Annotated in this window: 24 protein-coding genes, 3 tRNA genes and 5 pseudogenes (1 of these 32 cut by a window edge); 10 read left to right on the top strand and 22 right to left on the bottom strand. The window is 31.5% G+C overall.

The features are described from left to right. Window positions 1-4: 4 nt before the first annotated feature. A complete protein-coding gene (locus STRUR_RS12085; RefSeq protein ID WP_406874635.1) occupies window positions 5-580 on the top strand; it encodes an excalibur calcium-binding domain-containing protein in 576 nt (191 codons plus the stop codon). A 27-nt stretch (window positions 581-607) separates the two neighbouring features. Here the strand turns inward: STRUR_RS12085 and asnA are convergent, their stop codons facing one another. The 8 genes and pseudogenes from asnA to STRUR_RS02645 form a co-directional block, all read right to left on the bottom strand. Continuing rightward, window positions 608-1,600, bottom strand: coding sequence for an aspartate--ammonia ligase (gene asnA, locus STRUR_RS02675; RefSeq protein ID WP_006739337.1), 993 nt, complete (start codon window positions 1,598-1,600; stop codon window positions 608-610). A 118-nt stretch (window positions 1,601-1,718) separates the two neighbouring features. Then, complete coding sequence (locus tag STRUR_RS02670) at window positions 1,719-2,798, bottom strand: MmcQ/YjbR family DNA-binding protein (RefSeq protein ID WP_006739941.1); 1,080 nt, start codon at window positions 2,796-2,798, stop codon at window positions 1,719-1,721. Between the two features lie 296 nt (window positions 2,799-3,094). After that, the gene (locus tag STRUR_RS02665; RefSeq protein ID WP_006739480.1) at window positions 3,095-3,892 is read right to left on the bottom strand and encodes a hypothetical protein; all 798 of its coding nucleotides are present in this window, start codon (window positions 3,890-3,892) and stop codon (window positions 3,095-3,097) included. A gap of 178 nt (window positions 3,893-4,070) precedes the next feature. Next, window positions 4,071-6,716, bottom strand: a complete 2,646-nt coding sequence (locus STRUR_RS02655; protein ID WP_006740163.1) for a valine--tRNA ligase — start codon at window positions 6,714-6,716, stop codon at window positions 4,071-4,073. Window positions 6,717-6,904: 188 nt separating this feature from the next. Next, on the bottom strand, window positions 6,905-7,435 hold the full coding sequence (locus STRUR_RS02650) for a DapH/DapD/GlmU-related protein (RefSeq protein WP_006739493.1): 531 nt from the start codon (window positions 7,433-7,435) through the stop codon (window positions 6,905-6,907). A gap of 262 nt (window positions 7,436-7,697) precedes the next feature. Further along, window positions 7,698-7,844, bottom strand: a pseudogene (locus STRUR_RS11195) (helix-hairpin-helix domain-containing protein); the annotation flags it as partial. Between the two features lie 48 nt (window positions 7,845-7,892). Beyond that, the gene (locus tag STRUR_RS11675; protein ID WP_006738476.1) at window positions 7,893-8,051 is read right to left on the bottom strand and encodes a hypothetical protein; all 159 of its coding nucleotides are present in this window, start codon (window positions 8,049-8,051) and stop codon (window positions 7,893-7,895) included. Window positions 8,052-8,075: 24 nt separating this feature from the next. Continuing rightward, the gene (locus tag STRUR_RS02645; RefSeq protein WP_006740106.1) at window positions 8,076-8,330 is read right to left on the bottom strand and encodes a DUF1912 family protein; all 255 of its coding nucleotides are present in this window, start codon (window positions 8,328-8,330) and stop codon (window positions 8,076-8,078) included. A gap of 145 nt (window positions 8,331-8,475) precedes the next feature. Between STRUR_RS02645 and STRUR_RS02640 the strand changes: the two genes are divergently transcribed. The 3 genes from STRUR_RS02640 (at window position 8,476) to STRUR_RS02630 (ending at window position 9,685) form a co-directional block, all read left to right on the top strand. Then, complete coding sequence (locus STRUR_RS02640; protein ID WP_006739695.1) at window positions 8,476-8,931, top strand: MarR family winged helix-turn-helix transcriptional regulator; 456 nt, start codon at window positions 8,476-8,478, stop codon at window positions 8,929-8,931. A 51-nt stretch (window positions 8,932-8,982) separates the two neighbouring features. Beyond that, window positions 8,983-9,053 (top strand) — tRNA-Thr (locus tag STRUR_RS02635). Window positions 9,054-9,175: 122 nt separating this feature from the next. Then, on the top strand, window positions 9,176-9,685 hold the full coding sequence (locus tag STRUR_RS02630) for a YehR family lipoprotein (protein ID WP_006739102.1): 510 nt from the start codon (window positions 9,176-9,178) through the stop codon (window positions 9,683-9,685). 33 nt (window positions 9,686-9,718) lie between these two features. On the opposite strand, the gene STRUR_RS02625 is transcribed toward STRUR_RS02630, so the two are convergent. The 6 genes and pseudogenes from STRUR_RS02625 to STRUR_RS02600 form a co-directional block, all read right to left on the bottom strand. Continuing rightward, entirely contained in the window at window positions 9,719-10,432 is a 714-nt protein-coding gene (locus tag STRUR_RS02625; protein WP_006740381.1) for a DUF1003 domain-containing protein, read from the bottom strand. 434 nt (window positions 10,433-10,866) lie between these two features. Beyond that, complete coding sequence (locus tag STRUR_RS02620) at window positions 10,867-11,364, bottom strand: hypothetical protein (protein WP_006739439.1); 498 nt, start codon at window positions 11,362-11,364, stop codon at window positions 10,867-10,869. A 1-nt stretch (window position 11,365) separates the two neighbouring features. Next, window positions 11,366-12,487 (bottom strand): annotated as a pseudogene (locus tag STRUR_RS02615) (acetyl-CoA C-acyltransferase). 80 nt (window positions 12,488-12,567) lie between these two features. Continuing rightward, window positions 12,568-13,338, bottom strand: a complete 771-nt coding sequence (locus STRUR_RS02610; protein WP_006739392.1) for a nucleoside phosphorylase — start codon at window positions 13,336-13,338, stop codon at window positions 12,568-12,570. Between the two features lie 66 nt (window positions 13,339-13,404). Then, the gene (locus STRUR_RS02605; protein WP_006738887.1) at window positions 13,405-14,313 is read right to left on the bottom strand and encodes an AEC family transporter; all 909 of its coding nucleotides are present in this window, start codon (window positions 14,311-14,313) and stop codon (window positions 13,405-13,407) included. A 58-nt stretch (window positions 14,314-14,371) separates the two neighbouring features. Further along, a complete protein-coding gene (locus tag STRUR_RS02600; protein WP_006740315.1) occupies window positions 14,372-14,989 on the bottom strand; it encodes a YesL family protein in 618 nt (205 codons plus the stop codon). A 701-nt stretch (window positions 14,990-15,690) separates the two neighbouring features. Between STRUR_RS02600 and STRUR_RS02595 the strand changes: the two are divergent. The 3 genes and pseudogenes from STRUR_RS02595 to STRUR_RS11995 all read left to right on the top strand — a co-directional run bounded on the left by STRUR_RS02595 (window position 15,691) and on the right by STRUR_RS11995 (window position 18,066). Further along, a pseudogene (locus STRUR_RS02595) lies at window positions 15,691-16,988 on the top strand (ABC transporter transmembrane domain-containing protein). Continuing rightward, the gene (locus STRUR_RS02585; RefSeq protein ID WP_006740282.1) at window positions 16,985-17,836 is read left to right on the top strand and encodes an ATP-binding cassette domain-containing protein; all 852 of its coding nucleotides are present in this window, start codon (window positions 16,985-16,987) and stop codon (window positions 17,834-17,836) included. The pseudogene STRUR_RS02595 and the gene STRUR_RS02585 overlap by 4 nt, the downstream one beginning before the upstream one ends. A 104-nt stretch (window positions 17,837-17,940) precedes the next feature. Continuing rightward, window positions 17,941-18,066 carry a hypothetical protein gene (locus STRUR_RS11995; protein ID WP_006739507.1) on the top strand — a complete coding sequence of 42 codons (126 nt, stop codon included), beginning with the start codon at window positions 17,941-17,943 and terminating at the stop codon, window positions 18,064-18,066. Between the two features lie 14 nt (window positions 18,067-18,080). Here the strand turns inward: STRUR_RS11995 and STRUR_RS02580 are convergent, their stop codons facing one another. From STRUR_RS02580 to rlmD, 6 genes and pseudogenes are all read right to left on the bottom strand, one after another. Next, on the bottom strand, window positions 18,081-18,491 hold the full coding sequence (locus STRUR_RS02580) for a GHKL domain-containing protein (protein ID WP_006739054.1): 411 nt from the start codon (window positions 18,489-18,491) through the stop codon (window positions 18,081-18,083). A gap of 190 nt (window positions 18,492-18,681) precedes the next feature. Then, window positions 18,682-19,443 (bottom strand): hypothetical protein, encoded by a 762-nt coding sequence (locus STRUR_RS02575; RefSeq protein WP_006740054.1) that lies wholly within the window; start codon window positions 19,441-19,443, stop codon window positions 18,682-18,684. Window positions 19,444-19,454: 11 nt separating this feature from the next. Beyond that, window positions 19,455-20,202, bottom strand: a pseudogene (locus tag STRUR_RS02570) (response regulator transcription factor). A gap of 5 nt (window positions 20,203-20,207) precedes the next feature. Beyond that, complete coding sequence (locus STRUR_RS02565) at window positions 20,208-20,537, bottom strand: LytTR family transcriptional regulator DNA-binding domain-containing protein (RefSeq protein ID WP_006738984.1); 330 nt, start codon at window positions 20,535-20,537, stop codon at window positions 20,208-20,210. Window positions 20,538-20,691: 154 nt separating this feature from the next. Next, the gene (locus STRUR_RS02560; protein WP_006739956.1) at window positions 20,692-21,267 is read right to left on the bottom strand and encodes a GNAT family N-acetyltransferase; all 576 of its coding nucleotides are present in this window, start codon (window positions 21,265-21,267) and stop codon (window positions 20,692-20,694) included. 42 nt (window positions 21,268-21,309) lie between these two features. After that, window positions 21,310-22,662, bottom strand: a complete 1,353-nt coding sequence (gene rlmD / locus STRUR_RS02555) for a 23S rRNA (uracil(1939)-C(5))-methyltransferase RlmD (protein WP_006740426.1) — start codon at window positions 22,660-22,662, stop codon at window positions 21,310-21,312. A gap of 80 nt (window positions 22,663-22,742) precedes the next feature. Between rlmD and recX the strand changes: the two genes are divergently transcribed. From recX to STRUR_RS02540, 3 genes and pseudogenes are all read left to right on the top strand, one after another. Next, a complete protein-coding gene (recX, locus tag STRUR_RS02550; RefSeq protein ID WP_006738769.1) occupies window positions 22,743-23,522 on the top strand; it encodes a recombination regulator RecX in 780 nt (259 codons plus the stop codon). Between the two features lie 79 nt (window positions 23,523-23,601). Continuing rightward, window positions 23,602-24,134, top strand: a pseudogene (gene ntdP, locus STRUR_RS02545) (nucleoside tri-diphosphate phosphatase). 56 nt (window positions 24,135-24,190) lie between these two features. Further along, window positions 24,191-24,502, top strand: coding sequence for a DUF960 family protein (locus tag STRUR_RS02540; RefSeq protein WP_006739682.1), 312 nt, complete (start codon window positions 24,191-24,193; stop codon window positions 24,500-24,502). A 39-nt stretch (window positions 24,503-24,541) separates the two neighbouring features. Here STRUR_RS02540 and STRUR_RS02535 read toward each other — a convergent pair. Further along, a tRNA-Glu gene (locus STRUR_RS02535) sits at window positions 24,542-24,613 on the bottom strand. Window positions 24,614-24,626: 13 nt separating this feature from the next. Next, a tRNA-Ile gene (locus STRUR_RS02530) sits at window positions 24,627-24,661 on the bottom strand; it runs 39 nt beyond the window's last position.

The raw sequence follows: 24,661 nt of genomic DNA, 5'->3' as shown, positions 1-24,661 counted from the left end.
AAGAATTAATAATGTTAAGCCCCTTATTGAAGCTAAAAATGTAGTTGAAAAATTAGAAGCTGTTAAAACAAATGATAACTTAGTAGCAGCTCAAACAAAAGTTAACGCTTTAAAAGAAAGCTCCTTTAAAACAACATTAAAAAATCGTATTGAAAAAGTCAAAAAAGAACTTGAAAAACTAAAATCAGATCAAGCTAATGCAGAAGCTGAAAACGCAGTTATAACTCTTGAAAAAAATCAAACTCGAGATGCTCTAGCAACTGCTCAATCTAAAGTCAATGCATTAACAGATACATCTAAAAAAGAAGCACTATCAAAACGAGTTTCTGCTGTCGATGCAGCAATCACCAAGAAAGAAAATGAACAAAAAGAAAGAGAAGAGAAAGCAGCAGCAGAAAATGCTGCTGCACAAGAAGCGAGTCAAAATCAATTTGCTGATAGGCCTTCAAATCAAGCTAGCCCCTCTTCTTTTGCTAACTGTACATTAATGCATGAAGCAGGGATTCCTTCTGTTAGCCAAGGTGATCCAAGATATTCAACAAGACTAGATAGGGACCATGACGGTGTTGCCTGTGAATAAAAAAAGTAGGATAATATCTTACTTTTTTTATAATATATTTTCAAATGTTTCACGGACTTCACTAGGCCAAACAGATGTTTGTACTTCTCCAATATGCTTTTTACGAAGTAAAAACATTGCCATGCGAGATTGACCAATACCACCGCCGATTGTAAGAGGAAATAATCCATCAAGCAATGACTTATGCCAGTCAAATTGTAAACGATCAGTATCACCTGTAATCTCAACTTGACGTTTTAAGGCTTCTTGATCTACACGAATTCCCATTGACGATAACTCAAAGGCTGAACAAAGCTGTTCATTCCAAACAAGAATATCACCATTTAAACCATGATATCCCGGCTCAGATTCACTTGTCCAATCATCATAGTCTGGCGCACGACCATCATGTGGTTTACCATCAGGTAGTTCACCACCAATACCAATCAAGAAAACAGCACCGTATTCTTTTGTAATAGCATTTTCACGTTCTTTTGGTGATAAATCAGGGTATTTCTTTACCAAGTCTTCTGTATGAATAAAGGTAATTTTCTTTGGTAGAACAGCTTCAATATCATAACGTGCTTCAACGGCAAGTTCTGTGAGGCGAATAACCTTATATATAGTTTCAACTGTTTCTTTTAAGTAATCTAAATTACGACGACCTTCTGGAATCACTTTTTCCCAATCCCATTGGTCAACATAAACCGAGTGTGTTTCGTCTAACGAATCTTCATCAGGTCGGAGGGCTTTCATATTAACAACAAGGCCTTCTCCTTCATTGAAACCAAAACGCGCAAGTGTGTGACGTTTCCATTTTGCAAGGGAATGGACAACTTCAAAATTGTAATCAGGGATTTTCAAAACACGTACAGAAACTGGATGTTCAATACCATTTAGATTATCTTGGATACCATCCCCGACACGACTTAAAATGGGTCCTTGCACTTCAACAACGTCTAATTTATCAATTAAGTATTTTGTGAATGTATTCTTGACAAAGGAAATCTCCTCTTGTTGATGAATAAAACTTTTTTTCATAGCTCCTCCTTTTTGATAACATTTTGTTTTTATAACAATGAAATTATTATACTCTCAATATGATCAAAAGAAAAGCTTTAATTTGTAATTTTTTAAAAATTTTGATAATTCTATAACATTATGTGTCACTTATTGCTAACATCTTGTGTAAGTAGGCTATTAATTGTGGCGTAATTCTTCTTGGTCCTCTAACCGCTTTTACTCCAAGTGAACTCATTTTGTCAAAAGTCAACTGATCATCATTAAGTTTAACAATCATTTTTAACCGCATTAATGTTTTAATATTAGGATTTTCACGATAGCCCTCATTTGGAATATCTGACTCAAGCACCTGACAAATATAACGAACTGCTCTGGTAGGTGCTGTGATATAAATAATAACAAAATCATTCTTTTTTATAGATGCTTTTTGTGTCCATAAGACAACTGGGTCCTCAGAAAACTCAGCATCGATATCATAGTATTTTAAATTGGCTGGAATGACCCAATAATCAGGACCTACCTGACTAGACAAAGGTTTTGGATTAACAAGCTCACGACTTTCTTCTACCAATTGGTACAATTCATGATTTGACAGCTTATCATCTAAAATGATCGAAATCCATGTTTTTTTAGACATGTGATAAGAGGGGTAAATACCATCTTTTTTAAGGAGTTGGCTCATTTTTGAGGCTTCAACTTTAAGATTAATTACTTCAACAATCTCTTCAAAATCATCACCTTTTAAATCTGGGATTAATTTTCCTTTTTCAAGTGGAAAAATAAGTGCATACCATTTTTGGTGTACGCGATATGAAATATACTGTGGATGTTTTTCAAACGGATGATCATACGGGTCTTCGTAATCTTGTTGAATGCGATTTGCTAACCAATTACCTTGATCAGAAAGAAATAATTTAGGTTTAAAACAAGCATCAGCAATCTCTGATAACAAATCAAGATAGTGCTTACGAACTTGCCTCACAAAAGAACCTTGTTGAGATTCCACTTCTATTGCTTGGTAAACTTCACCTAAATCATTGTCAATAACTTGTCCAGATATCTCACCATCACTTGTGATAATAAAAGTTGCTAAAAACTGTTGATCAAAAAAAGACTTCTGATAGACATAACTATCTTGCTTTTTTTTAAAACCAAATGGCTGAAGTTTCTCAAAGCATACTTCTTGTTTTTTGAAAAAATCCGATAAAATAGTCATCTTTTCTCCTTTTACATTGCTAATATTATAACAAAAAAAGCCTAATCACTTTGGATTGGACTTTTTATGAAAAAGAAAAGTTTTAGGATAAGGATAGTATAATGTATAATCATTAAAATTAACTTAATTTTGTTTGGCAACCCATCCAATTGCATCAGTAGGTGGGTTATCAATATCAATCCAAATAAATTCTAATCCGATAACACTAGAATTATTATGTATAATTCATATTTCTATTAAAAAAATCCATAAAACTCATATATAAATTTTCTAAATTAGCTATTTAGATAAATTCACTATTTTTGAAAGTTATATTCTACCTTTGTTTTATTAATACTATTTACTAAGTCCGGTTTACGAAATTTAACTTCGTCTATGTTACTCTCTTTCAGTTTATTGTTTATCATATAATGATAAATATCATCTTTATAAGGGGAAAATAGTTTGTATTGGGGAAATCTTATCTGAATAGGTACTTTTTGTTGTTTACTCAAAATAATCTTTCCTTTATCGTCAGTAAGGCTGAGTTTATATGTTATTAAACTTGCTTTATCAACTAAAATATTAAATTTAAAATAATTATTTCCCTCCATTAAAGTTTGATCAATAATAAAACTATAATCTCGTTTATATGGATCTATCAATTCAAGTACAGGTACAATAGGCTTATCAATTGGTACCCCATTTCCTCCAAGACTTCTATTAAATTTTCTTATTGAACTTAAATATGGGATGTCTATCTTACATTTTTCATGTTTAGAATATATTACAATCTCGATATTCTGCTTGTAATCGGGTATCGAATCTTTAAAATAGCTTTTTATTTTTGGATCTGATAACTTAATTTTTAACAATATTTCAATTTCACCACTTTTTAATGATTGGCCATCTATAGTCCTATTTTCAATAATATTCGTTGTATTATTGGTTGAATTATGATATTTTATGTCAACATTATATTTTTTTATATTACTCTTCTGGGTTCCATTATTAAATCTGTAAAAACTTACTGTCTGAGAAGTATTATCAAATCCATTTTGAATAACTAAATCAACATATTGGTATGACTCAACGACTACATCAGTTAAAACCAATTTATGAAGCTTTCTTTAGTTATATCTATTTTTCCAAAATATTTCCGTACATTACTACATACCGTTGGAAAAATTTTTAAAATCAATCCTACTACTATAGGAAAAACTAGCCAACTCATTAGCTTCTCATGCTGAACATTGTACTCCTTCAGTCTATCAATCATATTAGAAATTTGATTCATAATCTCTTCATTTCTCCAATGCGCTCTTTAGTTGCATCAAATTTAGCTTGGTAGTCGGTTTGTTTATCACGTTCTTTTTGAACGACTTCTGGCTTGGCGTTAGCCACAAATCGTTCATTCCCAAGTTTTTTAGCAACTAAGTCTAATTCTTTTTGCCATTTAGCGAGTTCTTTTTCAAGACGGGATAATTCTTCGTCAACATTTAATAAATCAGCTAATGGTAGGAAAATTTCTGCACCTGTAATAATTGCTGACATGGCTAAATCTGGAGTAGTGATGTCCGAACTAATTTCTAATAACTCAGGGTTTGTGAAACGTCTAATATAGTTACTGTTTGCTTTGAAGAAACTTTCTAGCTCAGAATCATTTGTCTTCACCAAAATGGTAATTGGTTTAGATGGTGCAACGTTAACTTCTGCACGCGCATTTCTAACGGAACGAATCAAATCTTTTAAGCTTTCAACACCTTTATGAGCAGATGTATTTTCAAATGCTTCATTTACTTGTGGATAACTTGCAGTTACAATTGACCCTTCCACATACTGACCAAAAATTTCTTCTGTCACAAATGGCATAATTGGATGGAGAAGTCGTAAAATTTTGTCTAAAGTATAAAGCAAAACAGAGCGTGTGATTCCTTTTTCATCTTCATTGTCGCTGTACAGCACTTCCTTAGTCAATTCCACATACCAGTTGGCAAATTCTTCCCAAATAAAGTTATAAAGGATATGACCAGCAATACCAAATTCAAATTTATCAAAGTTTTCAGTTACTTTAGCGATTGTTTCATTAAGATTGTGAAGAATCCAGCGGTCAGTCACATTTCCAGCTTGACCACTAACAACTTTACCCACATTTAGTTTGGCTTGATCCAAGGTTAATCCTTCGTTATTCATAAGTATATAACGTGAGATATTCCAAATCTTATTGATGAAGTTCCATGAGGCATCCATTTTTTCGTATGAAAAACGCACATCTTGACCTGGAGCAGAACCATTTGATAAGAACCAACGAAGAGCGTCTGCACCATATTTATCAATAACATCCATTGGATCAATACCATTTCCAAGTGATTTAGACATTTTGCGACCTTCTTCATCACGAATCAGACCATGCATTAATACATTTTTAAATGGACGTCTTCCAGTAAATTCTAATGATTGGAAAATCATACGAGAAACCCAGAAGAAGATAATATCATAACCTGTGACTAAGGTGGATGTAGGGAAATAACGTTTATAATCTTCAGACTCAGTATCTGGCCAACCCATTGTTGAAAATGGCCATAATGCAGATGAGAACCATGTGTCTAAGACATCTTCATCTTGTGTCCAACCATCACCTTGAGGTGCTTCTTCTCCAACATAAATGTCTCCAGCAGCATTGTACCAAGCTGGAATCTGATGTCCCCACCACAATTGACGAGAAATAACCCAGTCATGCACATTTTCCATCCATTGATTAAAAGTATCATTAAATCGTGGAGGGAAGAATTCAACACGATCATCCGTGTCTTGATTTGCAATGGCATTTTTTGCCAATTGATCCATCTTGACAAACCATTGTGTTGACAAGCGAGGTTCAACAACTACACCAGTACGTTCTGAATGACCTACTGAATGAGTCATTTTTTCTACTTTAACCAAGTTGCCTATTTCTTCTAATTTTGCAACAGTTGCTTTACGGGCTTCAAAACGATCCATACCATTAAATTCACCAGCAAGTTCATTCATAGTACCATCTTCATTCATGACATTCACTTGTGGTAATCCATGTCTTTGTCCAACAGCAAAGTCATTTGGATCGTGAGCTGGTGTAATTTTAACAACACCAGTTCCAAACTCAGGATCAGAATGTTCATCAGCAACAATTGGAATAGCTTTATTAACAATTGGTAAGATTACATTTTGACCAATCAAATCTTTGTAACGTGAATCTTCTGGATTAACTGCCACTGCCACATCTCCGAACATGGTTTCAGGACGGGTTGTAGCAACTTCTAAAGCTCTTGAGCCATCTTCAAGCCAGTAATTCATGTGGTAAAAAGCACCTTCCACATCTTTGTGGATAACTTCAATATCAGATAGTGCTGTTCTTGCTGCAGGGTCCCAGTTGATGATAAATTCACCACGATAAATCCATCCTTTATTGTACAAGTCAACAAAAACTTTACGAACTGCTTTAGACAAACCATCATCTAAAGTAAATCGCTCTCTTGAATAATCCACAGAGATACCCATTTTCCCCCATTGAGACTTGATGGTTGATGCGTACTCATCTTTCCATTCCCATACTTTATCCAAGAATTTTTCACGTCCAAGATCGTAGCGTGAAATACCTTGTTGCCGCAAACGTTCTTCAACTTTTGCTTGAGTTGCTATCCCTGCATGGTCCATACCTGGTAACCACAAAGTATCAAAACCTTGCATTCTTTTTTGACGGATAATGATATCTTGGAGTGTCGTATCCCAAGCATGTCCGAGATGGAGTTTACCAGTAACATTTGGAGGTGGAATAACGATTGAGTAGGGCTTTACTTTTTTATCGCCAGATGGTTTAAAAACATCCTCCTCAAGCCATTTTTTATAACGTCCAGCTTCTACTTCAGCTGGATTATATTTTGGTGATAGTTCTTTTGACATTACTGTTTACCTTTCATTATATTTTAAGTCTTCTTTAAGTGGGACATCTTATACTATAGACATCCTAAAATCTTACCAACAGTGTTGGTATGTTCATTTAGGTGAACAATTTCTTTTTCATAAATCTCCCCGAGAAAGTCAACCACTTTGGTTGGCTTTTTCTTTTGATAACATATCATTACTAATTATTAACTATTTGGATCAATTGTTTTGATGACTTTTGCAGGTACACCACCCACAATAGTGTATGGCTCAACGTCTTTAGAAACAACTGCTCCAGCAGCAATAACAGCCCAATCTCCCACTCTAACACCTGGTAAAATGGTGGCATTGGAACCAATCCAAACATGATTTCCAATTGTGATACCATTATATGTGTTTTTGCGATTTTGACTTGGCTCTAAAGCATGGTTGACAGTAGCCAAAACAACATTATGTCCTATAAGGCTTCCTTGACCTATCTCAATACCACCTTGATCTTGAAAATGACATCCAGAATTAACAAAAACATCTTCTTCAAAAGTAATATTTTTTCCAAAATCAGCATAGAATGGTGGAAATAATCTAAAACTATCAGGAACTTTTTTACCAATCAATTGACTCATCAACTCACGTAATTCTTTAGGTTCATGATAATGACTATTTATGTCCATCGTTACAGCAATTGCTTCTTCAAATAATTCTGGATTCCCAAAACTAGTGTATTGACGTTTTACCATATTGGCCTCCTCTTTTTAGACTAAAAAACCCGTCTAGATTGACTAGACAGGGACGAATTTCATGTTTGATTTCCGCGGTACCACCACTGTTTCGAATGATTTCATTCGCAACTTTACTATTTAATTAAGCATTCAGCAACTCATCTGCAACTTTTACGGATTTCTCATCAACACCGCTTTCTGTGAAAAGTTCTTGTCAAATTACCTCTGAATGTCATTATTATATCAATTGCTAATTGATTTAGCAATTGCTTCCAAAAGATTATTTTTTGAATGTTACACCATTTTCAGCTAATTTTTCAACGGTTGCTGGCCCAACACCTTTAACATCTAACAAATCTTCTTCTGACATGTCTTTTAATTCATCTGTTGAAGTAACACCTTCTTCATAGATATTTTCAATAACATCAGAACGTAATCCTTCAAGTTCTGGTGAATTAGAAAATTCTTTTAAGCTTTATTTTTCACTGATTGAAACAGTTGCTGAATCTTTTTGAAGAGATGTAACGTCAGCATTATTATCGATAGTAACAACTTTTGGATTTTCTTGACCAATAATACCTTGACGTTTAAGACCTAATTTTAGTTCTTTTTTACGATTTTTTTGTGATGCCATAGTGATTTCCTACTTTCTTTTATGTTAATAATGTCTTTCACCAAATAAATTGTCCGGTAAATCATGAAAGGATTTTCCAGCTTGATAATTTTCAAATTTACCTTTAATAAATTGATAGGCATCAAGTTTACTTTCGTAACGAATATAAGCATCAGCAGCTCTTTCGTCCTTGTCTTCCTCAGCAATTCGACGGCTTTCTTCCATTGCTAGATTATTGATCATGATTTGCGAATTGATCCATTCCTCAAAATCATGCAAAAATTCTTGCTCATAAGTCATCTATTTGACCCTCTTTTCATTTGGTGTTTTCATTATATCATATGAAAAAAGAAAGTGCTATCAAAACCTTCTAATTAGGGTTTGACACCAATTTTTGACTGTGATAAGATAAATTTATTTGAGAAATACTTAAAAAGAGAGAATTATGGAAACACATAAAATTGGTATCTTAATCAAAATGGCAAGTGTGGAATTTGAAAAAGACGCAGCAACAATATTAAAACATTATGATTTGACACCTAGTCAGTTTAAGATTCTTAGGTATGTTAATCACTTTAAAGAAAAAAAGATCAGGCAAATCGATATTGAACATACCTTTAACATGTCAAATCCCACTGTCACTGGAATCCTTCAAAATTTGGAAAAAAAAGAATATATCAAGCGACTTCCAAATCCAGAAGATAAACGCAGTAAAGTGATTATTCTTAGTCAAAAATTAAAAGACCAAAAGCTAAACTTTGAACGAATAAGTCAAGAAATTAATAATACCTTTACAAAAAATCTTGATTCAGAACAATCGCAACTTTTAGCTGACCTTCTACATGAATTATTAGACGGGAGACAAAAATGTCCTATCAAAGGTCTTAATAATTCAAAATAACGAAAAATAAATCTTGCTTCACTATATAACTTATAGTATCATAGAAAGGTAGCCGCTATAGTTAAATGGTATAATAGAGCAATGGTAATGCTCAGTTCCGAGTTCAATTCTCGGTGGTGGCATAAAATCCTTCATTTTGAAGGATTTTTTTGTTTTTAATAATTAAAAACCTTAAATAAAAAAAATTAAAATCATGTGTTATAATAAATTTGTATCCGATAACAAACTTAATAAAGGAGAGATTATGAAAGTAAAACGTTATCTATTAGTGACTTTGTCAGCCTTCTTCTTGGTTGTTCTCGCAGCATGTGGCTCTAAGACAACTAGCACGCCAGTTAAACACACTAATTTCCAACAAATTGACAATGTCAAAGACATTCGTATGGTTTACTATTATAAAGGTGATAAAGTTACCAAACAAACGGCAACTAATACTATTAAGTATTCTGCTATTGGTGCAACAAATAAAGACGAAGCTAAAGCAAAATTAGCCTCATCAACTAAACAATACCAAGGTGTTAAAGGATTAAGTGAATCTATTGATTATAAAGATACTTATCTAGTAGAAAAAGTTTCAGTTGATTATACTAAAGGTGATTTGGATGAGCTTTCAAAAATTAATGGTGTTTCCATTAACTCTAATGGTAAAAAAATTAGCTATATCAGCTACAAACAATCTAAAAAATTACTTTTAAACAATGGTTTTAAAGTTGTTAAAAATGGTCAATTTAAAAGACTGGATACAAGTAAATAAAAAAAGCCAACTTTAAAGTTGGCTTTTTTAATGTCATTTCAATTTTTGTTCTTGTTTTAATTGTGCTAATTGATTTGTCAATGACACTAACATCTCAGTTTGTAATTTCTGAATTTCAAGCAATTCGGTTTGATCTTGTTGCACCATGTGATCAATTTTTTCATGCAATAAGCGGATTTCAACTTCAGAAGTTTTATTAACATTAAAGTCATTTCTAGCCTGAAGACGATCATAATCCGCAGCTCTATTTTGACTCATCATGATTAATGGTGCTTGAATAGCTGCAATGGTTGATAAAGCAAGATTCAATAATATAAACGGATAAGGATCAAATTGAATCCCAAAAGGTTTAAAGACATTGATTAGCATCCAAATTGCCATCGCAAACACAAAAATAAGAATAAAAGTCCAAGAACCACCAAATCTAGCGACATTATCCGCAATACGTTGACCAAATGTTGCTTGTTTATTCAATCTTTCTTCAACGTTGAACGGTTTTTCTTCATCTTTCATCAATCCAGTGACGTTATCTTTTATCGTCTCATTTTTCTGCTTGGCTCGTAAAACAATCTCATCAATGTAAGTCATACAATAATGGCTTAAATTACCATAAGAAATAAAATCATTTTCCATCAGTGATGGATAGCGTGTTTTGACCATAGCTTTAATGCCCAAATCTAAATCTGAAACGTAAAACCCTTCAGACTCTTCATAAGTATTTTGATCAATGAAATCTACACAAACCATTAGTTTCCTCCCCCTTTTGGTCTTTTTATTCCAAATAATAAAACCAATTTTGTCATTATTGTAACCAAAAGATGATTGTTTATAGGATGATTCTAAGCTGTTCAGTCATTTTTATTTTTGAAGCTCACAAAATATTGAAAACAACTTAGCTATAGCATTTTTTTCAATGAACACATCCTAAAATAATCACTTCAATTCATATGACGACTCATTCTAGGACTATTAACTTAAACAAAACTTAAACATCCTGACTTAAAATAATCTGTCTAAGCTTATTAATAGCAATTTTGCCTGAATCATTTCGTGGTATTTCATCTAACAAATGTATCTGTTTGGGTTGTAGAAATGAAGACTTTCTAACTTTTTTCATTACTTTATCTAGCTCATTTTTTTCTTTCAAAGTAATTATTAAATCATAAGTCTCTTTAGTCTGATCATTGGTTTTTAAAGCATAGGCATCCTTTACACAGAAACAACTGACATAATGCCATATTCAAATTTCCTGAAAAACTTAGTGATCCTAAGCAAAATAAATGACTATCAGCAGTCAATTTAAATTTCCTAGCTTGCTCTTCAAAAAAATCTTTCCATGATCCTAAAGTTCTCCAAATGATCCTTGCATGATATGACGTTCCTGATGTTAGTATGCCAAAATCCGCAATTTCAGGTCTAGATTGACATTGTAATTGGTTTTTCACAATATCAGTAGCTTCTAAAGAAGGATGACATAAGATAGGACAGACTTCCTGATAAAGTCCTCTTAAAAAGCAAATCAATTGTTGCATAGGATTTTTTTCAAAAATAATTGGATTTTGTTTTTCAGTCTCTGAAATCTGATTAAACAATTCACCATAGGTTATAGTTTGATCTTGATAGGTGATGGCAATTTTATCTGGAAAAATAGATACCCATTCTTTAAGCTTATTAATCACTTTATTCTCCTTTATAAGAAACTAATATTGCTATAGCAACACCTCCAGCAGCAGCTATTGCGGTAACTCCTAATTTTCCTTTTTTTAATTTTAGTGCTTGCATCAGATGTAATAAATTGATGGCTCCTGAAGCACCATAAGGATGTCCATAAGCTAATGCTCCTCCAAAAATATTGTAAATGTCTCTAAAACCAGAAAAATAATAATCAAATAAAGCATCAGTAACAGCAAAAGCTTCATTCCATTCAACAGCATCAATGCAAGACATTGTTAACTCATTTCTTTCTAATATAGCTTTAGTAGCTTTCACAACCAATTCTGGACACCTTTTAGGATCACCTGCTACCTCAGTATAATCAATCATTTCAAAAGGTGATTCTCTTTGACTAAGTGTCACAAAAGCAGCACCATCATGTGTTAGACAGGCATTTCCCACTGTAATTTGTTTGTTTTTTCCTAAAATAGCTGGTAGTCGGTCCAATAATTTTAGCGTTAACGTATCTTTGATACCTTGATCTTCAAAGTCTTTAATTGGAAAAATAAGTTCATCTAATAATTTAGTCTCCTTAGCGTGTACGGCTTTTTGATGACTCTTTAAGGCATAATGATTCAAATAGTTTTTTTGAAAAGAATAATCAAGACAAATATTTTCTGCAGCTTCTATCATAACTGATTGGCTAACACTATCTGGAGAAAACTGTGCAACTTGATAGGCACCCAATCTTTCATCATTCTCAGCATAAATCCTTTTAGGTTGTAGAGAACTACTTTCAATACCTCCAGCAATGACACAATTAGCTTGTCCTGTTTTTATTTTTAAATACCCTATGCCAATTGCTGCGCTTGCTGAAGCACATTAAAGGTCAACTGTTTGTGCTGGTATCCTCTCATCAAAATGAGAATACAAAAGACACAACCTTCCGATATTTCCACCAGTTCCAATGGCATTGCCACATATAAAGGCATCTAAGTTTTGATTGGGTAATTCATTCTTTAATTGATTTAAAAATATTGCCCCTAGTAGTTCAGGTCTAGTGTGAGAATATTGCTTTTTAAAAACACCTATTGGTGTACGGTAGCCACTGTGTATGAAAACTGATCTTAAAGAATATGAATGTTGCATATTAGTTAGCCTATATTTATTTTTGTGTTCACTATTTTACATCAAATAACTAAAAAAAGAAACCCTCTATAGAGTTTCTCTTAATGGTTAAAGATATGACTAGCTATTTCAAGAGACAGCAAAGCAATGGTATCTTTAGTTTCTAGGTCACTTTCATTAGTTAAGGTTCTTGCTTGCCAAACTTCTGCATCTAAATTATCTGCAGAATAAAAAAATTGAATATGGTTAATCTCTCGAAATTGTGAAAATGCAGCTATTGCAGAGCATTCCATGTCAACACAGATAGCACCTTGAGCTTTTCGTTGACGCATTTTTTCTATCGTTTCACGGTAAATACCATCAGTAGTCCAGACTTTTCCAGTTTGATAATGAACTTTTGATTTTGTCAAAAAACTTTCTAAATCCTTAAGAAAAGCTCTATTTACACTAACTTCTGGACTAGCCTCAAGATAATGATAACTTGTTCCCTCATCTCTAATAGCACTTGTTGGAATGATAATAGATATCTCTTGAATATCTGATTTTAAGACACCACAGGTCCCAAAAACCAAAAGATTCTTCATCCCCATAGCGACCAAATCTTCTAAAACGGCAACACAACCTGAAGCACCAACATAGCTATTAAAAAAAGCAAATCTCTGATGATGATAAGTTAATTCATAAATAGGTATGTCTAAATTGGCGACACTGGTTTTTGCAATCTGTCGATGTGGGAATTCCTGCAATAAACGTTTAAATGTTTCTCTTGCAAAGCATGTAATCACAGTATCTGGAAATGAAACAATTGGTGCAATAATGTCACAAGGGTTGATAATAGCTGTTTTAGTTGAATCAAATTCTTCTAGTATCATTGATAGACTTACCTTTCACAAATATTAATTCATTATAACTAAAGATCGAAAAAAATAACATAGAAATCAGTGAAAAACTAAAATAGCAATCATCATTAAAAGAATACTTGAAAAGATGCTAAGTGTGCTGACATTTGCTGGGGTAGAACTGCTACTGCCTAGTTTTTGTGCAAAAATTGGTGTCACAACAGCAATTGGCGCAAGTAAGCAAATTGTCACCATTTCTTTTGCTATAGATGATATTGGTAAGAGGTTAAGTATTGCAATAATAAGAAAAGTTAGTAAAAGGCGACTTGCCAATAGCTGAAAGAGTTCTTTAATTTGGCTTTTATTGATAGATAAATCGACCATAGTACCTAAACTCAACATGGCTAAGAAAGGATTCGCATCAGCTCCGAGCTTAATAACACTTACAATCGAATCTGGTATCGTCCATTTTAGAAGAGATAAAATAAAACAAACAAGATAGGTACAAAATGGTACTGAATGTAATAGGGTTTTTATCAAACCTCTAAAACTGAGTTTTTCACCAATTCCAGAAATTGAAGAGGATAAAGCATAATTACCCCCAAAAACCATGATCGCATTACCTATATCAAATAAAATAACAGATACACCATACTGAATTGGAAAGAAACTTTGAACGAAAGGAAAAGCAAAGTTACCAACGTTAAACCCAGCTAATTGAATAATACTTTGACCTTTTAAAATGGAATCAAAATGTCTACCTTGCATATAACCAAGAAATAACAAGAGACAATTTGAAAAAAATCCAACAAATAATAGAATAAACAATTCTGCGGAAACATTGATTTCTCTAGTGGATAATATTAGAGCACAAGGTAAGGTTACATTAATAACTAAACGTGAAATAGCTTTCCCATCTTCTAGACTAAGAAAGCGCTTTACTTTTAATAAATAACCTAAACAAATAATGAGGATAAATCCCATTGACTTAATTAAAATGTCTATCATTTTTAACCTCTCTTCTCTTTTATTAGTATAACAAAAAAAGTACTCTGCAGAGTACTTTTTAGTCAATCAGACGCGTTGGTTTAATAATAAATAAGTCATCAATAATTTTTCGTACAGGTTTTGTCAATTTATCAAAGAGAAACACATTAATACCAAAAGTTAAAAAAAGGTAGAAAACAGGACAATACCAAGTCACGATAAACATCAACATCATTGCTATAGTCAATATTAGCGTTCGTCTGATGTCAATCATTAAGCTAATCCCAGCCAATTTATAATTATCCCATATGGATAATTCATAAGTAGATTCATAAAATGCCAGATAGACATAAAAGAGCATACCTATGATAATTAATACAAAGATCAAAAAAGTCAGTAGGTACCAGAATACTCCATTTCCTTGCATACTTAAATTCAAGTTAAAAATTAGAGCTAAAAAGAGAGGTGTCATCATCCAGAAATAGAGATTGGCTCTTTTAAAATTATGTTTCCAAATATGAAATGCTTCTCTTAGTGAATAACGATAAGGTTCTTTTTGATGTATCAAGTAAAGTGTCAGTATTGTTTGCCAAGCAGGTCCAATACCAAAAAAAAGAATGCCACTAAATGATAGAAGATGAAAAATGACTGTCAGTTGAAAAAAATGCCAAATCGACAAAAGATATTTTTGAACCATATCGTCTCCTTTCACTTATTTCTATAATAGTGTTTTAATATCAATTATAATATACCATAATTCTATCAATTTATAAAACATTAATGCTTTTAATAAAAAATAGATAAATAAACGGAATTATCGAATTAATATAAACCATTTTCCTTATAAAATTCATATAAAAAAGATGATAAAGAAAAATTTTAGAAATCGGTTACAGGTAATTCAACATTTGGCAACTAAATTCTTTACAAGTTTTCATAATAATTTAAATAAAATTAAATTATAATAATAGTTTTATTATATATTGACATGATACAATTAAGTGCATGATTATTAGTAGCTATTTATTCATACCTTCTTTTTTTATTTCTTCTTAATCTAAGATGACGACATTTTACTATCAAACAATAAACAGAAAATAAGCTAAAGATGATTCTAAATCGTTTTGTTAAATATTCAAAGTCACACATCAAAAAGAATAAAAATTGCATAACAATGTAGAACAGGCATAAAAAAATAAGCAATCTAATCACTTCTTTATAGTATTGTTTTGGAAACATTTCTAAGCTCTCTATAAACTCTTTATTTTTAGAAGTTTAACGTAAATGGAAAGTTTTAAAGAACTAAATCATAAACGGCTGCTTAAGTATCATAAACAGTTAATTTTCTCCAATCAATATAACTTAAAATAATAAGTATAACTTAGAAAGGTTAAACAATTGAAACATTTTCCAATCATATATCAGAATGATGCTGGTGATTGTGGTGTTGCAGCATTAGCAACTATTGCACAATACTATGGAACTACTTATTCTCTAAATTACCTTAGAGAATTAGCTAAAACGAACCAGTGTGGTACAAATATCTTAGGTATCGTCGAAGCTGCCCACCAACTAAATTTTGATACCTTATGTATTGAAGCTGATAAAGAGTTATTTAATGCTCACGATCTTACCTATCCATTTATCGCGCATATCTTAAGAGACGACAATATGCCTCATTTTGTAGTAATTTATCATATAAAAAATAACAAATTACTGATTGCTGATCCTGATCCTGCCTTTGGAAAACATTGGATTGATATCAAACTATTTCTAAAGCAATGGACTGGTAATACAATCTTATTGACACCAGGAACAACATTTATAGACCAAAAGAAATCTCAATCCAACTTAAAATCATTTTTACAAGAGTTATTAAAATCAAAATCAAAAATCATTTTTGGTGTCTTATTTAGCATGATTATCACAATCATTAATTTATCTAGCTCTTATGTCATTCAAAAGACACTTGATAAGTACATCCCAAATTCAAAAGTACACGACTTATCTCTTGTCTTTATCACACTTGGTATTGCTTATCTTTTTCAACAATTTCTTTATGTTCAAAAAGAATTAATTCTTGAGAAATTTAGTCAAAAATTAACGTTCATGATTCTATTCAAATATATCAACCATCTTTTTAAACTATCAATGTCGTTTTTCTACAACCGACAAGCTGGTGATGTACTAACAAGATTCACAGATGCTAACCATATTATTGAGGCCTTATCAAATATTGTCATTTCTCTATTCCTGGATTTGACAATGATTATTCTCATAGGACTTTATTTGATAGGCCAAAGTCCCCATTTATTTATTTTTGTCTGTTTATCAATTCCTTTTTACTGTTTTTTTATCTTATTGTTTATCCCTCTTTTTGAGAAAAAAATCAACAGATTATGGCAAAAAACACCAAACTAAATGCTACTCTGATTGATTCAATTAATGGTATAGAAACCATCAAATCACTATGTGAAGAACTGTTTTTCAAAGAAAAAATAAAGCTAGAACTAAATGATTATTTGCGAGAATCATTTCAACTTTCCAAATTACATTTTCTTCAAAATGCCCTAAAACAGCTGACTCAATTATTTTTATCCATAGTAATTTTATGGTTTGGCGCTTCCATGATTGAAGAAGGAAGGTTATCCATTGGACAACTTATTACTTTTAATATGCTACTGATCTTTTTTTGAATCCTCTTGAAAATATTATTAATCTTCAAGAAAAAATTCAAAAAGCAAAAGTTGCAACTTCTCGCTTAAATGATGTTTTGTACTTAAAAACTGAAAATCAACAGCTTTCTCAAAAATTTTCTCAAAAGGATCCTGAGATTACGCTTCAAAACGTCAGCTATCAATACCAATATCCACAAAATGCAATAGAAAAGCTCAATTTAAAAATACCATTTGGTCAAAAAATAACGGTATTAGGGAGTTCTGGTTCGGGAAAATCAACAGTTGCTAAATTACTCGTTTCTTTCATAAAACCTCAACAAGGTATCATAAAAATTAATCAAACCAATATTGACACGATCAATCCAACTCTTTTACGGTCTATGATAAGCTATATTCCACAAGAATCATTTCTTTTTGAGGGAACCATACGTTCAAACCTAACCTTGGGACTTTCTCAAGAGGTGACCGACCAAGAACTAATTGATGTTTGCCAAACAGTTAATATAATGGAAGATATCAATCAAATGATTTTCGGATTTGATACCCATATTTCCAATACATCAGGTTTATCTGGAGGACAAAAACAACGACTTGCAATAGCACGCGCATTACTAAGGCAATCACCAATAATTATTTTGGACGAGGCTACGAGTGCACTTGACTTAAAAACTGAAAATAGTGTGATTCAAAACCTCATGTCTATTCAAGATAAAACCATCATTTTTATTGCACACAGGCTATCTGTTGCTAAGAAAACAGACTGTATTTTAGTGCTTGATAAAGGTAAGATCGTTGAGTATGGTAATCATCAAGAACTCCTATCGCAAAAAGGCGTTTACAGTCAGTTGTATACCTTAAATACGTAATTTTTATGACTATTTACTACTAAATTATTACCATTTATGACATCCTAACCTTTTGAGAACAAAAAAGATTACAATACAGTTATTAAAACAAAGGGGTGTGTCTTATGAACAATAATAAATCAGTCAAACAGTATAAAGTACTAACTAAAGAAGAAATGACTCAAATTAACGGTAGTTTACGTTTCTTAAAAGGTGTCGCAGAAAGATTTGTTATACTAAGACGTGTTTAGTAAAAAACTAGGAATTATCCTAGTTTTTTTATTTCTATTATTTGTGTAAATGAAAAGTTGTAAGACGTTGTTGTTATCGTAATATAACTATAGCGATCCAAAATTTCACTGACACTGGATAAACCGATACCTCTACCATAACCTTTTGATGAAATACCTTTATTAAAGATATTTTGATAACTTACTCTTTTTTGCTTTGTGGTATTTTTTATGACAATAACCACTTTATCTTTTTCATCAAGAAATGCTAATGAGACTTCTTTGTCACGAGATTCAATAGCAGCTTCGATAGCATTGTCTAATAGAATCGTCATAATCCGAATAAAATCTAAAGTATCAATATGTCTTAAATCAATTGGTTTGGGAATTTCAACATTTACTTTTAAACAAAGGTTTTGAGCTTCTAAGACTTTTGCAGGAAGCATGCTTTTTATAGCATCATTATTTAAATTTGATAGTCACCCCAATGAAAAATTCCCTTTATTTAAACTTTTATTTGAGTCTTTAAGAACTGTTTCATAAATAGTAGATATGACCTCAATATCCTGTGAATCAATCCCGATCTTTAAACTAGTTAGAATATTAGCGTAATCATGTCTAAAACTTCGAATGTCATTATATAATTTTTTCAATTTGTCGACTATAATTAGATAAATCAATTAACTGTTTTTCTTTTTGACTTAGTATTTCTTGATATAAATTATTTTTAACATTTCGATCTATAATAGCAAGTAAGGAAAAAAATAAAAATAAATAAAAAAGAACTATTATTTTTCTAGGATTACTCGTATCAATATTAATATTTGAAAATTGAACCATTGTCAAAAGTTGAATAATGACAAAATAGATAATCATTGAAATATTTATGGTATTTAATAATAACTTACCCACTTTACTATCTAGGTTTACTTTCCAACTGTTAAAATCATAGCTAAATAATTTGACAAAATAAAAGCTAACTATAATACTAAGATAATCAAAAAAGTAAAGACTTAAATAATTGTTATTTACTTCTTTTGTATCAATATTAAAAAGTGGGCAAATAAAAAAAGTCATAAATCTCAAAAAAATATTGACAACTACCATTGAAAAAATACCAAAAAAGAGTTTTATGCTTAATCCAGAATAATGATCTAAGATCATTGGTAAACTGAGAAAGAAAAAAATTAAAAAGATAAAGGTAATATCCAAATGTAAAAAATTGACAGAAATAATACTAATAATAGCTTTACAAACGCAAATAATAGCTGAAAGTATCACTATTTGTCGTCTAGGTAGTCTAGAATCACTAACAAAGTTAAAAAAACAAAGTAGTAAAAAAATATCTATCATTTCAAATAATAATACGATACCGATTTGCCAAAATAATAAATTCATGTTTCTCATTTCTAATGTCTACACTGAAGTTTTTCCATAACTTCGATTAAACCTTTCATTTTCATTCTAGAAACCAAACAAAATGAACCATCTCTAAAGTATGCTATCCTATTTTCCTTATCAATCCTAACAATCTTTGCAGGATTTAGTACAAATGAGCGATGACATTGAAACAAACGTTTATCTAACTTTGCTATTTCTGAAATTTTAGCATAAAATTCCACACGATCTCTTTCAGTATACAAAATCACTTTATGAACGCTGGGTGACGTTTCAAAGAACAAAATATCTTTAAAAGGCACTTGAACTTGAGTGTGATTTGACTTATACAAAAAACTGTCTTGCTCAGGGTAATCTAATTTATCCTGAGCATAATCAATGGCTGCCTCAAGACGAGCTTTTATCTCTTTATCTGACCCAGTCTTATCAATAAAATCTAAAGCAGAAACTTGGTATTGAAATGTTAAGGGCATAAATTCAGAATGTGTTGTCACAAAAATAATAATAGCATGAGGGTCTTTTTGTCTTATAAACTTAGCAACTTCCAATCCCTTCATAGCTTCATCTTTTATCTCAATATCTAAAAAAAAAGAGTTGATGAGATCCTTTTTCTTTTATTGCTTCAATTAGGCTTTGGGGTTTCCCAAACAGTGATAATGATTTATAAGTAATTGCTTTTTCTTTGGCAATAGATAAAAGTAATTCTTCTAATCTGGTTTGCTGAAGAAAGTTATCCTCTAATACAAAAATATTAAACATTTCAATTAACCTGCCTTGAATTCTTCCAAAATAGTCTTAAAATAACGTCTCGAAGCCACAACGCTTTGGATACTACGACTGAATGAAATCAACCTTTTCTGAGGATCTAATGACTTTACTTTTTCTAAATTAATAATGACACTTCGATGACATCTCTTAAAAAGATAACTTTTTTGTTCAAGAAGTGCTTTTAATGTGGTTCTATTATAAAATTCACCATCTTCAGTGCAATAAAAAACCAAATGAGGTGCATCATTTTTAGTATAAACATAGTAGACATCGTGTTGATTGATGTGATAGAGTTGGTTATTTTTTTCGACAATAAAATACTTCATGCAGTCTCCTTTTTCATTTATTTTAGCAAGTAAGATAATCAAGAACTGCTAAAACATCATCAATGGTTATTTTATTATCACGAACGGTTATACTTAAATAGTTTAACTTAATTATGTTTTTATTGCAATTTAATTATAGGTAAAAATAAAAAGATTAGTATAAACTAATCTTAATATCATTTACTGATTTTACTGGTTTTGGTTTTGAAGTATGATCACCAATTAGCTTCTCCATCCAAATCATGTCAAACCAGTGTTGAAATTTGTAACCAGATTGATGAAAATGACCAACAATTTGATAGCCTAATTTTTTATGAAATGCTTGACTGGCATTTGTTAAATATGGCGTATCATCATAAGCATAGGCTATACAGGCATTGGTATTTAATATTCCCATTTCCTCAAGAATGATTTCTAATTTTTCATAAAGAATGGTACCAACACCCTGTCCTCGTGATTGATGATCTAAATAAACTGAAACTTCAACCGACCAATCATAAGCTGCTCTATCTTTAAACGGACTTGCATAAGCATAACCAATAATGCGACCGTTCTCCTCGGCAACTAAATAGGGATAAAACGATTGAATCTGACTGATTCTATTTTCAAATTCTTCTAAGCTAGGAACTTCATATTCAAAAGTTATGGCTGTTTTTTCGACATAGGGCTTGTAAATAGATAAAAGTGATTGTGCATCTTTTAGACTTGCAAATCTTACTAAAATACTCATTATTAACCTCACTTTTTATATGATTCATTAAACATTCTAGTCTTATTTTCGTTTTAATTTCACTACCGCTTCAGTCCTAGCTGTTTGTGGAAACATATCGACAGACTGAATATAATCAATTTGATAAAGTTTTGATAAGGTCACTAAGTCTCTTGCTAATGTAGAGGCATTACAAGATACATAAACCATTTTTTTAGGAGGGTATTGAATTATGGTCTTTAGCAATTTATCATCCAAACCCGTTCTAGGAGGATCAACAATTAAAGCATCCGCTCGGTAACCTTCTTTATACCATTTTGGGATCAATTCTTCGGCTTTCCCAACAAAATAAGAGGTATTCTTAAATCCCATAAAAGAGGCATTTTTCTTTGCATCCTTTATAGCGTCAGGAATAATATCCATTCCTCTAATACTTTTGACTTTATTTGCAAAAGCAAAGCCAATTGTGCCAACACCACAATAAGCATCAATAATATCATCATTTTCGTTAACTTCTAAGGCATCTACCACTTGCTGATAAAGTACATTAGTCTGGCTAGGATTTAATTGGTAAAAGGCTCTAGGAGATAATGCAAATTGATAATCTAATACCTCTTCAGTAATATTATCTTGGCCCCAAATAATTTCAGTATCTTGACCATAAATATCACTTTTTTTAGAATTGTTTAGATTTATAGCAATTGTTTTAAGATTATCATACTGATTTACAAGTTCTTTGATAACTGGTGTCAATCTAACTTCTTTACTAGAGATAAAGATAATTTGAACATCATCACTTGCTTTAGCACGCCTAATCATTACAGTTCTTATCCCTTGAATTTTACGTTCGTTATAAATTGGTACTTTGTATTTATCCAATAATCTAACGATTTCGTTAATTATTTTTTGAGTTGTACTATCTTGTACTAAGCAATCTTTAATTGAAACCAAATGGTGACTGCCCTCTTTAAAAAGCCCTGCCTTAACTGAACCCGAAATCATTCTAGTTTGAAATTGGAGTTTAGCCCTGTAATGCTTTGGAACTTCCATTCCTTTAGTATGACGAACTTCAATTGATTCATAATTTTTGGGTTTAAATTTTTTCAACGACTGCTTAATTAAATCATCTTTAAAATCCAGTTGCTTATCATACCTCAAATGCATGATTTGACAGCCACCACATTCTTCGTAAATAGGACATTCAGGGATAACACGATACTTAGAAGCTTTTTTTATTGAAACTAACTGAGCCAAGATAAACCTTGGTTTAACAGAAGTAACTCTACAAATAACTTCTTCTCCCTTTAATGCGCCTGGAACAAAGACTAATGTCTTTTTATAAAATCCAATTCCTTCACCGTTAATTCCCATGCGTTTTATTTTGAGAGAAAAAGTTTGTCTTTCTTTTAATAACATTCAAATACCTACTTAAACTGGTTTCAAACTATCATTGATAGCCTCTATAATATTCTAACATTTTTGATATAATTATTAATATGAAAATAACCAAAATTGAAAAGAAAAAACGCCTTTACCTTCTTGAATTTGATAATTTGAAAAAAATATATGTGACTGAAGACACGATTGTTCGCTTTATGCTCACAAAAGGAAAGTCCCTAACTGAAAATGAACTTGTTGATATTGAAACCTTTGCACAAGAATCCTATGCCAAAGATTTAGCTCTCTATTACATTTCCTTTCAAGCACGTACAGAAAATGAAATCCAACAATATCTAAAAAAACATGACATAACTGAACCAATCATAATCAAAGTAGTAAGTCATTTAAAAGAGAAAAAATGGATAGATGATGACTTATTTATCAAAAGCACTATAGAATCAAACTTAAATCATGGCGATAAAGGTCCTAAACAAATTAAACAAAAACTTTTTCAAAAAGGTATAACCCTAACGAGAATCGATAAACTATTAGAAAATTATGATTTTCAAAATGTTTCAGATCGTATCGCAAATAAAGCTTTTAAAAAATACTATAAGAAATACCCACTTAACCAATTAAAACTAAAAATAAAAACATTTTTAGCTCAAAAGGGATTCTCAACAGAAATGATAACTATTAGTCTAAAAAAGTTACCATTGGAAAAAGATGAGACTCAAGAAAAAAATCTTTTGGATAAAGAATTAGAAAAACAATATCGTAAATATAGTAAAAAGTACCAAGGCTATGAATTGAAGCAACGATTAATTCAATCATTATTTCGAAAAGGGTTCGGTTATGATGATATAAAATCAAGATATAAAGACTTTTTTGAATAAAAAAGATAAGTAAGTGATTTTTTCAGAAAATTATGATATGCTATTAAAGATAAGTTTAATTGTAGAAAGTTGGAAAAACATGAAGTTACCTAAAGAAGGCGACTTTATTACAATTCAAAGTTATAAGCATGATGGTAGTTTACACCGCACTTGGCGTGATACTATGGTACTAAAGACAACTGAAAATGCTGTAATTGGAGTTAATGATCACACACTAGTAACCGAAAGTGATGGTAGACGATGGGTTACTAGAGAACCTGCTATTGTTTACTTTCATAAAAAATATTGGTTCAATATTATAGCTATGATAAGAGATAATGGCGTCTCTTACTACTGTAATCTCGCAAGTCCTTATATAATGGATGAAGAAGCACTCAAGTATATAGACTATGATCTAGATGTAAAAGTGTTTGCAGATGGTGAAAAAAAGCTTCTTGATGTAGATGAATACGAAGTTCACAAAAAAAGATGAATTATTCATCGCAAATTGACTTTATTTTAAAAGAAAATGTTAAGATATTAGTCGATTGGATTAATAATTCCAAAGGACCATTTTCTAAAAGTTACATCGATATTTGGTACAAACGTTATCTTGAACTGAAGAATCGTTAAAGAGTTGTCAAGCACCCGAGAGGGTGCTTAATTGCTATTTTAAGGGAGAAAATTTAATGTCAATTGAAAATACTAAAGAAAGATATGCCAGTTTTGCAGTTGCAACTCTATTACCATATCAAATCATAGATCTATTCTGGGAAATTATAGATAATAACTTAAAGCATGTTTTTCCTTTACCTCAGGTACTAACATTCTTAATCGTAAATAAAAAAGATAAGGTTTCTCTACAATATATTGATTTGAAAAAAGATTTTGTGATAGAATTTGACTATAATTACGATTTTAATCCACAATTCCCTAAACAAATAAAAGTTTTGGATAATAAAGGTAAGGAAACAATTCTTTTACCTGAAGAAATTGAATAATAAAAAAAGGAAAATTGCCACTTTCCTTTTTTTATACTATAGTCCGTACGGGATTCGAACCCGTGTTACCGCCGTGAAAAGGCGGTGTCTTAACCCCTTGACCAACGGACCATATCAATAAAAATGGGCACGAGTGGACTCGAACCACCGACCTCACGC

Origin of the sequence: Streptococcus urinalis 2285-97 (genome assembly GCF_000188055.2) — a bacterium.
GTDB classification, from domain to species: Bacteria; Bacillota; Bacilli; order Lactobacillales; family Streptococcaceae; genus Streptococcus; species Streptococcus urinalis.
This window is presented reverse-complemented; position numbering and strand designations above follow the sequence as displayed.